The organism is Mesorhizobium yinganensis (genome assembly GCF_040081985.1).
GTDB classification, from domain to species: Bacteria; Pseudomonadota; Alphaproteobacteria; order Rhizobiales; family Rhizobiaceae; genus Kumtagia; species Kumtagia yinganensis.
On sequence record NZ_JBEBMH010000002.1, the window covers coordinates 439,735 to 454,529 of the forward strand.

At 55.8% G+C, this 14,795-nt stretch carries 22 protein-coding genes; all 22 read left to right on the forward strand.

Annotated features, from left to right (window positions below; all coding sequences use genetic code 11):
- Positions 1-146: 146 nt before the first annotated feature.
- Positions 147-1,223 carry an AAA family ATPase gene (locus ABMA59_RS05670; RefSeq protein WP_349004328.1) on the forward strand — a complete coding sequence of 359 codons (1,077 nt, stop codon included), beginning with the start codon at positions 147-149 and terminating at the stop codon, positions 1,221-1,223.
- Positions 1,192-2,385, forward strand: a complete 1,194-nt coding sequence (locus ABMA59_RS05675) for a vWA domain-containing protein (protein ID WP_349004329.1) — start codon at positions 1,192-1,194, stop codon at positions 2,383-2,385. The genes ABMA59_RS05670 and ABMA59_RS05675 overlap by 32 nt, the downstream gene beginning before the upstream one ends.
- A 98-nt stretch (positions 2,386-2,483) precedes the next feature.
- Positions 2,484-2,930: a dCTP deaminase gene (locus ABMA59_RS05680; RefSeq protein WP_349004330.1), complete on the forward strand. Its 447-nt coding sequence runs from the start codon at positions 2,484-2,486 to the stop codon at positions 2,928-2,930.
- Positions 2,931-2,941: 11 nt separating this feature from the next.
- The gene (locus tag ABMA59_RS05685) at positions 2,942-3,193 is read left to right on the forward strand and encodes a hypothetical protein (RefSeq protein ID WP_349004331.1); all 252 of its coding nucleotides are present in this window, start codon (positions 2,942-2,944) and stop codon (positions 3,191-3,193) included.
- Positions 3,190-3,432, forward strand: a complete 243-nt coding sequence (locus tag ABMA59_RS05690) for a hypothetical protein (protein ID WP_349004332.1) — start codon at positions 3,190-3,192, stop codon at positions 3,430-3,432. Before ABMA59_RS05685 ends, ABMA59_RS05690 begins: the two co-directional genes overlap by 4 nt.
- Positions 3,432-3,725: a hypothetical protein gene (locus ABMA59_RS05695; RefSeq protein ID WP_349004333.1), complete on the forward strand. Its 294-nt coding sequence runs from the start codon at positions 3,432-3,434 to the stop codon at positions 3,723-3,725. The genes ABMA59_RS05690 and ABMA59_RS05695 overlap by 1 nt, the downstream gene beginning before the upstream one ends.
- A complete protein-coding gene (locus ABMA59_RS05700; protein ID WP_349004334.1) occupies positions 3,718-4,011 on the forward strand; it encodes a hypothetical protein in 294 nt (97 codons plus the stop codon). The genes ABMA59_RS05695 and ABMA59_RS05700 overlap by 8 nt, the downstream gene beginning before the upstream one ends.
- A 90-nt stretch (positions 4,012-4,101) precedes the next feature.
- Entirely contained in the window at positions 4,102-4,479 is a 378-nt protein-coding gene (locus ABMA59_RS05705; RefSeq protein ID WP_349004335.1) for a hypothetical protein, read from the forward strand.
- Positions 4,476-4,802 carry a DUF5983 family protein gene (locus tag ABMA59_RS05710; RefSeq protein WP_349004336.1) on the forward strand — a complete coding sequence of 109 codons (327 nt, stop codon included), beginning with the start codon at positions 4,476-4,478 and terminating at the stop codon, positions 4,800-4,802. Before ABMA59_RS05705 ends, ABMA59_RS05710 begins: the two co-directional genes overlap by 4 nt.
- A gap of 2 nt (positions 4,803-4,804) precedes the next feature.
- A complete protein-coding gene (locus ABMA59_RS05715; protein WP_349004337.1) occupies positions 4,805-4,984 on the forward strand; it encodes a hypothetical protein in 180 nt (59 codons plus the stop codon).
- A complete protein-coding gene (locus ABMA59_RS05720) occupies positions 4,981-5,220 on the forward strand; it encodes a hypothetical protein (protein WP_349004338.1) in 240 nt (79 codons plus the stop codon). Before ABMA59_RS05715 ends, ABMA59_RS05720 begins: the two co-directional genes overlap by 4 nt.
- Positions 5,217-5,507 carry a hypothetical protein gene (locus tag ABMA59_RS05725; RefSeq protein WP_349004339.1) on the forward strand — a complete coding sequence of 97 codons (291 nt, stop codon included), beginning with the start codon at positions 5,217-5,219 and terminating at the stop codon, positions 5,505-5,507. The genes ABMA59_RS05720 and ABMA59_RS05725 overlap by 4 nt, the downstream gene beginning before the upstream one ends.
- A gap of 133 nt (positions 5,508-5,640) precedes the next feature.
- Positions 5,641-6,171 carry a hypothetical protein gene (locus tag ABMA59_RS05730; protein WP_349004340.1) on the forward strand — a complete coding sequence of 177 codons (531 nt, stop codon included), beginning with the start codon at positions 5,641-5,643 and terminating at the stop codon, positions 6,169-6,171.
- A 396-nt stretch (positions 6,172-6,567) separates the two neighbouring features.
- Positions 6,568-7,518, forward strand: a complete 951-nt coding sequence (locus ABMA59_RS05735; protein ID WP_349004341.1) for a hypothetical protein — start codon at positions 6,568-6,570, stop codon at positions 7,516-7,518.
- Between the two features lie 415 nt (positions 7,519-7,933).
- Entirely contained in the window at positions 7,934-8,152 is a 219-nt protein-coding gene (locus tag ABMA59_RS05740) for a hypothetical protein (protein ID WP_349004342.1), read from the forward strand.
- A gap of 23 nt (positions 8,153-8,175) precedes the next feature.
- Entirely contained in the window at positions 8,176-8,490 is a 315-nt protein-coding gene (locus ABMA59_RS05745; protein ID WP_349004343.1) for a hypothetical protein, read from the forward strand.
- Positions 8,491-8,661: 171 nt separating this feature from the next.
- On the forward strand, positions 8,662-9,249 hold the full coding sequence (locus ABMA59_RS05750) for an H-NS histone family protein (protein WP_349004344.1): 588 nt from the start codon (positions 8,662-8,664) through the stop codon (positions 9,247-9,249).
- Positions 9,250-9,333: 84 nt separating this feature from the next.
- A complete protein-coding gene (locus tag ABMA59_RS05755; RefSeq protein WP_349004345.1) occupies positions 9,334-10,653 on the forward strand; it encodes an ATP-dependent DNA helicase in 1,320 nt (439 codons plus the stop codon).
- Positions 10,654-10,667: 14 nt separating this feature from the next.
- Positions 10,668-11,171, forward strand: coding sequence for a hypothetical protein (locus tag ABMA59_RS05760; RefSeq protein ID WP_349004346.1), 504 nt, complete (start codon positions 10,668-10,670; stop codon positions 11,169-11,171).
- Between the two features lie 21 nt (positions 11,172-11,192).
- Complete coding sequence (locus tag ABMA59_RS05765; protein ID WP_349004347.1) at positions 11,193-13,886, forward strand: DNA polymerase; 2,694 nt, start codon at positions 11,193-11,195, stop codon at positions 13,884-13,886.
- Positions 13,887-13,997: 111 nt separating this feature from the next.
- Positions 13,998-14,315: a hypothetical protein gene (locus ABMA59_RS05770; RefSeq protein WP_349004348.1), complete on the forward strand. Its 318-nt coding sequence runs from the start codon at positions 13,998-14,000 to the stop codon at positions 14,313-14,315.
- Positions 14,315-14,734 (forward strand): dATP/dGTP diphosphohydrolase domain-containing protein, encoded by a 420-nt coding sequence (locus ABMA59_RS05775; protein WP_349004349.1) that lies wholly within the window; start codon positions 14,315-14,317, stop codon positions 14,732-14,734. Before ABMA59_RS05770 ends, ABMA59_RS05775 begins: the two co-directional genes overlap by 1 nt.
- The last annotated feature ends 61 nt before the right edge of the window (positions 14,735-14,795 follow it).

The window sequence follows — 14,795 nt, forward strand, 5'->3', positions numbered from 1 at the left end:
TAATCCCGTTGAAAATATCCTGAAAATGCCGGAGTAGGTTCTCACCCGCTCGGCGGAACCCATTTTGTCAAAAATCCCGAGGAAAATCCCAAATGGCTGGTCCTGGCTGCACACCGCGGCAAATTCGAAAGCATCTCATTCGCTGCATGACACGCAACGTCGTTCCCATGGTCAAGTCATCGCCGGCCATGGGCAAGAGCTCGATCGTCCGTTCGATCGCTGCCGAGTTCAACATGGAGCTGATCGACGTCCGTCTCTCGACAGCGGTACCAGAAGATCTGACCGGCCTGCCTCGTTTCAGGGAGATCCTCGACGCCAATGGCAATGTCGTGCGGACGATCGCCGAGTTCGTACCGTTCGAGCAGTTCCCGACTGAAGACACTCCTCTGCCCCCCGGTAAGGATGGCTGGATCCTCTTCCTCGACGAGTTCAACTCGGCCAAGCGTGAAGTCCAGGCAGCAGCCTACAAACTGGTGCTCGACAAGATGGTCGGCCTCAAGCGGCTGCATCCCCGTGTCCGCATCATCTGCGCTGGCAACCTCACCACCGACCGGGCGATCGTCAACGAGATCGGCACAGCCATGCAGAGCCGTCTCTGCAACCTCACCATGGTCCTGCCGACCAGGATCGACGAGTTCCTTGAAGATGTCGCCTATCCGAACCAGTGGGACAAGCGCATCATCGCCTGGCTCACCTGGAAGCCGACCAAGCTGCACGAGTTCCGGGCCGATCACAACGACGATAATTTCAAGGCGCCACGCACCTGGGATTTCGTCAACGAGCTGATCAAGGGCGTCGACTACAACCTCGTCATGAACGACGACGGCAAGACCATAAAATACTACGAGATGGAGGAAGAAGCAGCACTTCTAGGCGGCTGTATCGGCTTTGAAGGCGCTGTCGAATTCATCCAGTTCACGAAGGTCTTCCACAACCTGCCGCAGATCTCCGACATCGAGAAGGATCCCCTGAACGCTGTCATTCCGCCGGACTCGGGCACCCAGTACGCCACGATCCTGATGCTGCAGGACCACGCCAATGACAACAACCTTGGCGCCATCGTCGATTATCTCGACGGCTGGACGGCCGAGTTCCGGACGTTGTTCTTCCGCGGTCTGAAGATCAACAAGCTGCACCTCAACACGAACCCGGCCTGGCGTCGGGGCATCGTCAGCATCTCGAAGTACCTCAATGACCCGATTAGCCAAAAAGCCGCTGCCTGATCTCGACTATCACGTCCTGGATCGGCAGCTGGACATCGTCAAGACCAGGGTGTTCCTGGGCAAGAATGCTGCCTTCCTGGGCAGCATCATGTGCTCCATGAACTTTTCGTGGACGGCCGACATCAAGACGGCCTGTACCAACGGCATCAATCTCTGGTGGAACCCTCGGTTCTTCCTGCAGATGCCGGAGGAGACGAGAAACACCATCCTCATCCACGAGCTCTGGCACCCGGCCGAAATGGACATGATCCGTGTCGGTGACCGGGATCCCAGGATCTGGAACTATGCGGCCGACATCCGCATCAACAATCGGCTACACAGTGAAGGACACACCTTCAAGGGGTTCAGTCCCTGGCTCGACCATGCCTATGACGGCTGGATGACCGAGGACATCTACGACGACCTTTATTCAAAGAAGATCGACGTGGTGGCCAAATACGGTCAGTACCAGTGGGGTTACGTCGATGATGAGGACGGCGAGGGCGACACCGGGGATCTGATTGAACCAGAGGACCTGGATGAAGCTGGCCGGCTACAACACACCATCATCGCCAATGTGGTGATGGCCAAGACTGCGGCCGAGCTTGCCGGAGACGAAGCCCCTGGCGATACCGAGACACTGCTAAAGCGCTTCCTGGCTCCGAAGATAGCCTGGGAGAAGGTCCTGTATCGCTGGTTCAGCGAGCTCTACGAACAGAGCTACAGCTGGCGCAAACGAAATCGACGCTACCAGGACGAATACCTGCCTGGCCTGATCGATGACGAAGGCGCCCTGGCCCATCTGATCTACTATTTCGACGTGTCGGGATCGGTCACCGACGGCCAGGAAATCCGGTTCAACTCGGAATTCAAATACGTCAAGGACACCTTCCGGCCGAAGAAGATGACCCTGGTTCAGTTCGACACCAAGATCGTCGACGAGCAGGAATTCCTCGAGACCGACAACTTCGACGAGATCACCCGCAAGGGCTACGGCGGCACATCCCTGGTTTGCGTTCGGGATCACATCCTCGAGCACAAGCCTACCGCCGCGGTCATCTTCTCAGACCTCGAATGCCGAGAGATGGAAGCCCTGCCGGAAGAGATCCCGATCATCTGGATCGTCCTCAACAACCCCGATGCGACTGTCCCTCACGGGACCGTCATTCACCTTCGGGAGTAGCTGCCACATCCAGCTGCTCCTGATCGCCCCGAGCCAGGTTCCGCCCCCGTGATCCGGCTCGGGGCAACAATTATCCCAAAAATCGACGAGGATTTTCCGTGATTATTAACGGACATTATCTGTTCCAGAAGCGTCCTGTCTCCCCGATGCTTCCGAGCAAAGGCAGAGCTGCCGGCGTTAGTCACGGCCTCGGAGAGGCTGGCTATGACATCCGCATCAAGCAGGAAGTCACTCTCCATCCTTTTCGTCGGTTCCGGCTCGCCTCAACGATCGAGCGCTTCAAGATGCCGAACGATCTGGTGGCCATCGTTCATGACAAATCCACATGGGCCAGACGTGGCCTGTCGGTCTTCAACACCGTCATCGAACCAGGATGGGAAGGCTATCTCACACTCGAGCTGGTCTATCATCGCTGGATCCCCCTCACCATTCCCGCCGGTGCCGGCATTGCCCAGGTGATCTTCCATCACCTCATCGAGCCGGCCGCCTACTCCGGAAAATATCAGAACCAGGGTGATCGGCCAGTCGAGGCCATCGCCGCCTGAAGGAGACGATTATGCTGACCATCAAATATGCGGTGTTCATCCTGTCTTGCTCGGTGAGCAACCCGGATAACTGCAGCAAGGAATATGTCGGCGACGTGGTCACTCCCACTCCGATTGGCTGCATCATGGGCGGACAGCCCTTCCTACGCCAATGGATCGGAGACCATGTCGGTGCCGACGGCAAGCCGGCCCGGACCTTCAAGAGCCTGCGCTGCGTCGACAGCCGCCGCAAGGATTTCGAGATGGGGAGGGACCAGGCATGAAGCGCTACGTCACCCCCACTGGCTCGGTCATCGCCGGCGCCTATGAGATGGTTCCCTGCACCGTCGGCATCACCTCAATCAACCTGGAAACCGGCGAACCGGACTACGATGGCAACGGCTCCAAGATGCACTGGGATGACCAGAAGCACGTCGAGCTCGGTGGCAAGAAAGCCTACATCGACGAGAACGGTACTGCCTGGCCATACACCTCCCTCAAGGAAGAGGAGGTGGACGACTAATGAACCTCTACTCCCTCGACATCAAGATCTGCGCCACGGCCTACATCAAGGCCGAGACCGAGGAAGAAGCTCTGGCGATCGCCCAAGGCATGACCGACAGCATCGAGCTTCAGACCGACGAGGAGAAAGAGATCGCGATCTCCGGCCGTCAATACGATGATCCGGATCTCCCGGACATCAGCATTTCACCGGCAATCACCTTCCATGGTCCCTGGAACGAAGGTGGCTCGGACATCAGCTTGTCCGAGGAAAATATCCCTTCAGGCGAAGACGAGGATAGCGATGATGAGTGATCCGCGGATCCCGAAAAAGGCGACCAAAACCGATTTCATCATCGGCCCCTGGTCATTCCGCTATGGAACCTGGAACCAGAACCGCTCAAGCTGGACCGTCTACCCGAAAGGTGAACGTAGCCATTGGGCAATGAAGGCTACGATCTACGCCGCCAGTGACGAAAAGACCTTTGTCGTCACGATGTACAATCATCCTTACGACGCCAGGCCGACCTTCTCGGAAGCCGTAGAGCTCGTTCTCAGCTGGCTGCCGGCCGTCAAGGAGCCATCCCATGAGCACGCCTAACAAGCTGCTCGTCGGGATGCTCGTGATCCTCCCAACGATCGGATGCAGCCTGATCGGCTACGTCATCCTCAAGAGTACGGGGTTCATCTGATGTGGATACACTTCGACGATAAGGAGCTTGAGCTCCTGAAAAAAGCACTCAATCGCTCGAAAATCTACGGCGATAGCGATGAGACCGATGCTGTCATCGCTCTGCAGCTTCGAATTTCCAAGCAGGCGGTCGAGGATCCGATCGACGCTCAATACCGCAATGCGGTCGAGACCAGTGATGAACTGGAGGTTGATGACGATGCCATCGTATCAATCAGCAACGATCCTGGAGCATGGGTTCATGCCTGGATCTGGGTCACCAACGAGGAAGCAGGCATCTCCGATCCAGATGAGGAAGATGCTGCCTGTGAGAATTGTGGCAACACCCTCAATGATGGCTCGGACATCTGCGACCAGTGCGGAGGAGATTTCAAATGATCCGTCAATTCCTGGATCTCTCGACCGGCCATGTTTCGCTCGACACTCGTGATTGGCTGGATGCTCAAGGCAAGCTGGCGGCCAATTTCCTTCATTTCGAGGACAAGAGCCCCGTCATCTCTACGATCGGCCGAACCTGCCATGGCTGGTTCATTTGGGCCGGTGACAAGGAAGACGACAATTGGTCAGCAGACCATTTAGCTCGTGGCGTCCCGGAAGATCTAATCGCCGTATTGACCTACGCCCGGAACCAGGGATGCGATTACGTCCTATTTGACCAGGATGCCGATCGCATCGACGGCCTCCCATATTTCGAGTGGTGACCATGGACATGCAGTTTCCGCCAGATGCCTGGCCTAAAAAAGACCGAGAGCAACAGGTGATGGAAATGCGGCTCTGCGAGCAGAACCACGTCATCCTGAAACCCGACGTCCTCTATCACTTCACGGTCGATCCGAGCTGCGGCAAATGTCGGCAGATAGCCGCAACGTGTGAACCGTCATGACACTCTATTCCTTCACCATGACCGTCGAGGTCTTCGATGAGGATCTGATGCTCAAGCGAGCCAAGGAACATGCCGTGCGTAGCGGTATCGAGGAGAATGAGATCCAGACGCCTATTCAGGCTCTGATCATGCTCCTGGATCCCGGTAGCGGCGGCAGTGCTTGGGATGGTCCGCTGCAAGAGATTGGCATCGACATCGAAGATAGCCAGGTCGACATCCTCACGGAGGCATCATGAGCGATCATAGAACATTCGCCGCCGGCGTAGCCATCTCGGTCAGCTACTGGAAACGAGATGACGACGGTCGGAGCAGCGTTGCTTCCGATCGGGAAGAAGCTAACTGGGCCTCAATCGAAGGGTCAGGACAATATCCTCGCCTGGAATTCCGAAAAAACAGCCAATGGGCAACCAGTGGCTGGTATCAACTCGATCAAGCGGTCATTCTTCTGAACCAGGCATTCGAGGCCGGCAAATTCGCCAAGCTCAAGGAGATGCGACAGTTCCTGGGTATTCAGGACCGCTGACCAACAACGGGTGCATCCTCCCAAGACTGCGATCCCCTGACATCGACTTAACGGCGGCGTAATGCTGGCTCGAGTTTAGCACCTGGCTCGAGGCGTCAATGTCAGGGGAACACCCTTTCAAGGAACCAGGAAAATGACAACTATTTCTCTCGACCGTAAAGCTCTCCACTCGCTACTGGACGCCGATCCGGACTTCGCCCTCGATCTCAAGAAGAACGTCCTGGCCGAGGTTGGCCGGCGTTTCTTCGAGAAAGACGCCAAGCGTGTCATCGCTGCCGCCGAACCCGAGCTCTTCGCTCAGGCGCTGAAGGGCGTCCAGAACGATCATGAGCTCATGGAGCAGATCAAGAAAGCGCTATCGACCTCGATCGTCACCAAGGACACCAACTATTATAACCGATTGAAGCTGACCGACGAAGTCATGAAGCTGATCAACGACCAGGTAATCATGATGAAAAACCGGGCGATACAATCAGCCCTGGACGCGGTGACTATGGATATTGCTGGTCGGATCCAGGAAGCAGTGACCAAATCCCTCGAAGTGGTCAGTATCGACGAACGTATCCAGAAGCGCGTCGATCGACTGACCGAGGAATACATCAAATCTCGTGCCGAGGAGCTTTTCAAAGCTCGCATGGCCGACATTAAAGCTATGATGGGTTAATCATTCTTCATTGGAGCTAGGACTCGCATAGATAGAACGAAGCATGAATCACTCAACCTGTACGAGTCCAATTGTGACTTTTTAGTGAACTCCATGTAAAAGTTTCTAAATAACGTATTTGTGAGTGATAATCCGTCGGGATTAATATAATGGATTTCCATCGCCGTGAGGACGGCGATATCCCTAAAAACCCCGCCGGAAACCCGCAGAAAATGCACACCCAGATACTGCCTCGCATCGGCGAGGATCCCCCTTCTATTGCCGTTCGCAAGGCAAGAGTTCAACCTTGTCCAACCTGCCCATGGGGCACCAAAATCGCCCGGAGGCTGGCCAATAAAGGCATGTGCCTATTCAAGCTGATGCCTCCGGAGATCGCACAACTCGGAGACATCTGCTGTGACAACGATTTCCGCAAAAACCATCCTACGAAGCCGGCACGCCCAGCGGCCGGACAAAATCCTATCCAGCTTGTTCTGCCGGTATCCCCGCTGGATCCATGCCGAAGGGCGGACGCATCGTCAGCTGGTGATCACCGAGGATTTGGCGATCGACGTGAAGACGCCCTCCCCCATGGAGAGCTACGACCTGTCCAGGAACGCCGCATCCAGTCGGGCTATTCCCATTCTGAGAATGGTCGAGGATGTGATGACCGACCCGGCTATCCCTTTGTTCTGGGGCAAGCACCAAAAGGGCATGCAAGCTGTTGAGGAGTTCGTCGGCGCCGAGCGCCAGGAGCTCATCGACCAGTGGCTCAGAGACCGCGATGACGCCGTCAAGAAGGCTCTCTGGTATCACGAGAGGGGTCTTCACAAGCAGATCCCTAATCGGATCCTAGAGCCCTACAGCCACATCAATGTGTTGTTCTCGGGCACCGAATGGACCAACTTCCGGGCTCTCCGGGAGCACAACGACGCTGAGCCACACATCCATATCCTGGCTCGAGAAATCGGCCGGGAGCTAGATCGGGAGGACAACATCCAGACACTCGAACCAGGGCAATGGCATACCCCGTTCGTCGGGCCTATTCACGGCATCATGACCCAGCGGCTGACAGAAAGGGATTTCATCAAGAAGTCCGTCGCCTGCTGCGCCTCGACCTCCTACAAGACGGTTGATGGCTTCGACATGACCATCGGAAAGGCGATCGAGCTTCACGACAAGTTGGTCGGATCGGCACCTCTCCATGCTTCGCCGGCCGAGCACGTTGCCCAGGCTGATAAGATCATTTCTGTACCAAGCAGGGCTCCGCTGCGAAGCATGGAGCAGGTCTGGAGCCATCCCGAACAGCATGGCAACTTTGTCGGATTCCGTCAGTACCGGAAGCAGCTCCCCAATGAGTGCCTGTAACGTCATGGACACTTCACAAAAAGTTCAGTAAGCTATTCGAAGATTATCCCCTGAATATGGAACAAAAATATATTCAGGGGGTTTTCTACGGTTTATCGATCTGCTAGGCTGCGATCTCAGCCAAAAATCTCCATATTTTTTGATCTTTTATGCAATTTGGGATTGCCAATCCCGAAAAAATGCGTCTTATTTCTCGTGGTTCTGGTAACCCAGTCAGAGCGAGACGCATCTAAATCGTTGGATTTAGCCTGTATTCTTGCAGCATACCAAGGAAACCCACCGGCCGTATGGCACGTTAGGGTTGTCGGAGCCGCTCTCGGGTAGGTGTGGGGGTCCTTCGTCCGTCTGGCCAGCGGGCGGAGGATTTCTTTTCTTGGGGGCGTAAGAAAAAGACCATAACAAGGACAGGGATCGTATGCTCGACGAAACCACCAGGCGCCTGGCTGCGTATAAGGCCGCGGTCGCCCCCAACTTCCTCACCAAAGGGATGTATCTCGGCAAGGTGACCCAGCGCGAACATGTCACCATCATCGCCGACGATGGGACGCCATTCGAGAAGGAGGTTGAATTCCATATATCGTGGGATAGTATCTCGAAAATCCTCGCATTAATAAGCGAAAGAGCCGAGAGATAATCTAGAAAATCCAAGGAAAAATAATGCCCCGCACTTATGTTCGAAAAGCTGACGACGCCACGATCGTCAAGCTCAACAATGTGGGCCTATCTCTGCAGGGCATCGCCGATCGTCAGGGCGTGCATCTGACAACCATCACCAACAGACTGCGGGTCTTGGGCATAGCTCCCGCGGACACCAGACGGGCCTTCATGGAAGACGTCTTCGAGTCTCTGACAGCGCAACAACAAGACTGGCTGATCGACCAGCTCGCTCCAGGACACTCGGTGAAGGAATTCATAAGGGCGCTTCTAATCAAGGAATTCATGAGCCGACAAAGACCGGGGAAGGCACCCTGATTATGTAGCGATTATTTACCGATTAATGAGTTTCTCGCTTGACAATTAAAAGAAAATAGCGAGAGTCGTCACGGTAAGTTAACCGACTGATTCTACCCGTCGTTGTAGACAACCTGCGCTACCACAACACAGGGCGCAACGGCGGGAAAGCAAACCCAACAGGAGTACCAAATGAGTAACATGAGCATGAGTGCGGCACCCGTTGCCGGCACTCGTCGCATGGTTTTTGACCAGAAATCCTACGACGAAATCCCGAATTTCCTGCGCAAGGAGATCGGCATGCCGCCGGTAAAGGAAGAGATCCTGGAGCCGACGAGGCCGGCCTCCATCCAGGATCCCGAGACGAATGACGTGGAAGACGCCCTCCCTGCCGAAACCGCCAGCGAAATCCAGGAGCCTACCCAGGATGCGGCCGAGCAGCTGACCATGGATCCAGGCACCGACGGCACTACACCCAACCTCGATGATATGTCGGTCCAGGACCTGCAAAAGCTGCAGGAGGAGATCGACCGCAAGAAAGCTGAGAAGCAGCAGGCCGAGAAGGCAGCTGTGATCAAGCAGATCGTCGAAGTGGTCAATATGTACAAGATCCCGGTCGACGAGCTGGTCGAAGCCTTGGGTGGCCTGAAGGTCAAGCGCAAGGGCGTCAAGGCCCAGCCGAAATACAAGGGACCGAAAGGCGAGATCTGGTCCGGACGAGGCAAGGAGCCTCTCTGGATCAAGGGCAAGGATCGCGACAAGTTCCTGATCCGAGCTTAACACCATCCACCAGGCAGTCCTGAAATCACCCCGGTCTTCGGGCCGGGGTTTTTCTATGCCTATTTTCCAGCATGAGCCAGATTGATGCTAAGCATTCCCCCAAGCAACGCCTATAATTTGAACCAGGGGCAAAAGGCTGCGGCCGATGCCTTCCTCGCATTCCTTTTCAGCCCGGACAAAGAGTTCAGGATTTCCGGTCCAGCCGGCACCGGCAAGACCTACCTGATGAACTATATCATCGACAACACGATGCCGCGCTACCTCGAGATGTGCAAGCTACTCGGGATGAAGCCCGAGTACGATGAGGTCATGATGACCGCCACGACCAACAAGGCGGCGGACGTGCTCTCGACAGCGTGCAATCGTCCGACCCAGACCGTGCATTCGTTCTTCAACCTGACGGTCAAGGACGATTACGAGACCGGCGTCACCTCGCTCAAGCGAACCCCCAGATGGATGGTCCACCAGAACAAGATCATCTTCGTCGACGAAAGCTCCATGATCGACGGCGAGCTCCACAAGACGCTGCATGAGGGAACTCTGAACTGCAAGCTGGTCTATGTCGGCGATCGTCACCAGCTGGCTCCCGTCCATGAAGATCTCTCGCCGGTCTATAAGATCGACGCTCCCATGGTCGAGCTGCTCGAGCCCATGCGCAATTCTGGCCAGCCGGCTCTCATGAACATCTGCGCCCAGCTGCGCAGGACAGTCGAGACCGGCGTCCATGAGCCCATCCAGATCGTGCCTGGTGTGATCGACCTCCTCGATGACCAGCAGATGCAGGCCGAGATCCAGCGTCACTTCCACAAGCAGACACACGAGGCCAAGATCATGGCCTACACCAACAAGCGGGTGATCGCCTATAACGACCACATCCGCGGACTTCGTGCCCTACCGGCTGAGTTCCAGGTCGGAGAATACCTGGTCTGCAATGGTGTCATCCACTACGGCAAGACGACGATACCGGTCGAGACCGAGGTCGAGGTTATGCACAATGCCGGCGCCAACCAGATCCTGGTCGACGAAGAGCACAAGGTCTATCTCGACATCAACCGGCTCAGGCTGAGGACGTCTCTCGGGGACGTGCTCCACGATGTTCCCGTCGCCACCAACCGGGAGCATTTCAACCAGCTGGTCAAATATTACGCCGGCGTCAAGAACTTCAAAAAGATGTATAATCTCAAGAACATGATCGCCGATCTCCGACCGATCGATGCTGCGACCGTCCACAAGTCGCAAGGCAGCACCTACGACACGGTGTTCATCGACATCGGCAACATCGGTGGTTGCAACTTCTTGAACCAGGTGCCTCGGCTGCTCTACGTGGCATTCTCGAGAGCCAGGTCCCGAGTGTTTCTCTATGGGGATCTCCCCCACAAATACGGCGGGCCAGTCCTGACGTAAGGAAGGATGTTCAAATGGCTCTTCAAGGCTACATCGGTGAGACCGTCGTCAAACTCATCGACGGTCTGTTCGAGGTGGAAGAACGTCAGCTGTCGAAACGGCGCACCAAGCTGATCGACAAAAACACGGCTGCCGGTGGAAATCCTGCCGGCTTCTATTTCAACGGTGAGATTTTTGCCGAATCGCCGATTTCGCCGGGACTACGTCGGAGCCTCAAGCCCCTGGATCCATCCTTGCTCATGGAAGCCGGGAGTATCGTGGCTGACAGAAAAGTGATCAACTTCGACAAGGGCCGGGTCAACCAGCTGCTGACCATGCTGCTCAAGGATTGTCACTCAACGCAGGACGTCAGGGACGCTCTGCCGAACTGCATGGTCGAGTTTCTTCCTGGTGGATCCAACCTCCCACGGACCCGGCCAGAGGCATTTACCCTTGCGGATAATCCGCTCTCGTATAAACAATATATGCAATCTCGCGAGAAGATGGATTATTACGTCGCTGCGAGATTATTATATTAGATAATCAGCAGAGAAAATCGAATGAAATATGCCACCTTCGGTATGGAGAAGGCTGCCTATAAGGTCGCCATCCTGGTCAACGACATTCGACGCGACGAGATCCAGAAAGCCTACCTGACACCTTATGGCCTGGATCCAAGCCAGGTCATCGTCATCCAGGTCCACCAGACCCCTGGCAAGAAGAAGACCCCTGTCGCCGAGATCAAGGACTGGATCGACCAGGAGCTTGTTCCGGTGCTCACCGATCTTGGCACCGAATATCTGATCGTCGGTGACGGCGATTATTTCAAGGTGCTTGGCAAGACCACCAAGGTCGAGAAGATGCTCGGCTATGTCATTCCCAGCGATCTCGGACCCTGGTGCTCGGTCTATGTGCCGAACTACCGGACCATTTTCTACGATCCAGGGAAAGTGCATGAGAAGATCGCCCTTGGCATCAACGCCCTCAAGTCCTGGATCGCCGGCACCTATGTCACCCCCGGCGTCGACATCATCAAGTTCTCCGCCTACCCCAGGACCTATGACGAGATCGAGGCATGGCTGGAACGCCTGCTCGAGATGGACGTCCCACTGACCGTGGACATTGAAGGCTTCGGTCTGAAGCACTTCAATTCCGGTATCGGCACCATCACCTTCTGCTGGTCGAAACATGAAGGCATCGCCTTCCCGATCGACTACGAGGCCGTGGAATGGACCGACGAAGACGGCGGCAAACATTTCGGCCGGCAGATCGTCAACAAGCCGATCCGTCACCTGCTCAAGCGGTTCTTCGAGCGCTGTGAGCAGAAGCTGATCTATCATGGCATCGCCTTCGACGTTTACGTCATGGTCTACCAGCTGTTCATGGACCATATCCTCGACAACAAGGGCCTGCTCTACGGCCTCGAGGTCATGCTCCGGAACTGGGAATGCACGAAGCTGATCAGCTACCTGGCGGTCAATTCGTGCTCCAGAAACAAGCTCGGCCTGAAAGACCAGGCTCTCGAGTTCGCCGGCGACTATGCGCAAGAAGAGATCAAGGACATCACCAAGATCCCTCTGCCGGAGCTGCTCCAGTACAATCTGGTCGACGGTCTTTCCACCTGGTTCACGGCCGAGAAGAACTGGCCGAAGATGGTGGCCGACCAGCAGCAGGAGATCTATGAGACGATCTTCAAGCCGGCCACGATCGACATCATCCAGATGCAGCTGACCGGTATGCCGGTCAACATGGATCGGGTGCTGGAGGTCGAAAAGGTTCTCCAGGCCATTTCCGACACGGCCCTGGCTGCCATACGGGCCAATCCGCTCCTCGGCGCCTACGAGTACAAGCTCAAGGAAGCGCATGTTGACAAGCGCAACGCCGAGCTGAAGGTCAAGCGCATCTCGATCAACGATCCAGAATGCGACAAGATCATCTTCAAGCCGACCTCGGACCCGCAGCTGCAGGGCTTCCTGTTCGAGCATCTAGGACTACCGATCCTGTCACGGACCCAGGCCAAGCAGCCATCCACCGACGGCGATACGTTGAAGGCGCTCCAGAATCACACCAAGGATCCCAACATCCTGGCGTTCTTGGCTTCGCTGATCGACTTCAACGCGGTCGGTACCATCCTGAACAGCTTCATCCCGGCCATGAAAGGAGCACAGCTCGGCCCGGATGGATGGCACTATCTGTTCGGCAACTTCAACCTCGGCGGCACGGTCTCCGGCCGGCTGTCGTCAAGCAAGCCGAACTTGCAGAACCTGCCGGCCAACGTCTTTATGGAAGCGAAGAGGCTTACTCAGCAGCTTCGGGACAGCTTGCTTGCCTTTATCAGCAAGGGCAAGCTCAGCCTCGGCAAGCTCATCAAATACTGCTTCCAGGCTCCTCGTGGCTGGTTCTTTTGCGGGATCGATTTTGCCTCACTCGAGGACCGGATCTCGGCACTCACGACGAAGGACCCGAACAAGCTCAAGGTCTATACCGACGGCTATGACGGTCACTCGCTCCGAGCCTACGCCTATTTCGGAGACCAGATGCCAGACATCGATCCGAACAGCGTGGCTTCGATCAACTCGATCCAGGATAAGTATCCACCGCAACGTCAGGACTCGAAGGCCCCGACCTTCGCCCTGACCTATCAGGGAACCTTCAAGACCCTGATGAACAATTGCGGCTTTACGGAAGCCTTGGCCAAGTCGATCGAGTTCAGCTACCACGAGCTTTACCAGGTCTCCGATGCCTGGGTGGCTGACAAGCTGAACCAGGCTTCAAAGGTCGGCTACATCACCGCGGCATTCGGTCTCCGGGTTCGGACGCCGATGCTACACCAGGTGATCCGCGGAACCTCGAAGACGCCATATGAGGCAGAGGCCGAAGGCAGGACGGCCGGCAATGCACTGGGACAGTCCTGGTGCCTGCTCAACAGCCGTGCTGGCTCGGAATTCATGGGCAAGGTTCGGTCGAGTGACTTCCGTCACGACATCAAGCCATGCGCCCAGATCCACGATGCCCAGTATTTCCTGGTTCGGGATGACATCGACGCCATCCGTTACGCTAACGACAACGTCGTCAAGGCTTGCGAGTGGCAGGACCATCCCGACATCTGGCACGACGAGGTCAAGCTCGGCGGGGAGTTCTCGATCTTCTATCCCGACTGGAGCAAGGAAGTAGGCATCCCCAACGGTGCCGAACCATCCGAGATCTATGCGGCGTTCGAAGAGCACGTCGGCAAGCTGCAAAAAGCGGCTTGATTATCTACCTCACTTATATGTGATTTCCTGCAAAAATTGATCTGGTGGGCTGGTGAAAATCGTTTCACCGGCCTATTGGATTATCAACAAAATCCCCGGAGATAATGGTTCATGTCGAACCCCAAGCACTACTACCTGATCGCTGGCGAAGTCGTGACCTCCAAAGAGGGTATCGAACGGTCCAAGGCGCTGAATGCCATGGTCGCTACAGAGAAGGGCTATTTCAGCCGCAAGGATCTCGCCGCGGCACAGCAGTCTCTGATGCAGCAGTTCGTCACCCGCTGCAAACAGATCAAGGGCGCCGAGATCGTCAACGTCCACATCCAGGCGGTCAGTTTCTTCGGTATCATGACCGAGGAGGAATTCATGGCCGGGTTCGTCGATCCAGTTCTGGCTGAGACCCTCAAGTCGAAACAGGGACTTAACTGATGAACGCCCCGGTGAAGCCTCCGGCTAATCCGAAGCAGATCTATGGCGAAAAGAAACCGCCCCTGGCCTATATCCCTATGTCGGCACAGCTTGCCGAACTAGAGGCGTTCTTCGACGGGCAGCTGAAATATGGTCCTCACAACTGGAGACAGAACCCTATCGAAGCCATGACCTATGTCGAAGCTGCGATGCGTCATCTGCAGCTCTGGAAGGTCGGCGAGGAGATTACCAGGGATACCCTGGTCTCGAACCTTGGCGCCGTAAGAGCCTGCTGTGGGATCCTGATCGACTCGAGTTTGCACGGAACCCTGATCGACAATCGGCCTAAGAGCCAATTCGAAGCCGATCTGCTCTACGCCGGCGAGGAGTGGGTTTCCCGCCTGAAGGCTGTTCACCAGGAACGCCTGAAAAATCGCTAGGCGATTTTCGAAATAACTTCACAAACGATTATCAAGGGAATATGATCTGTTCCCTTGGTTT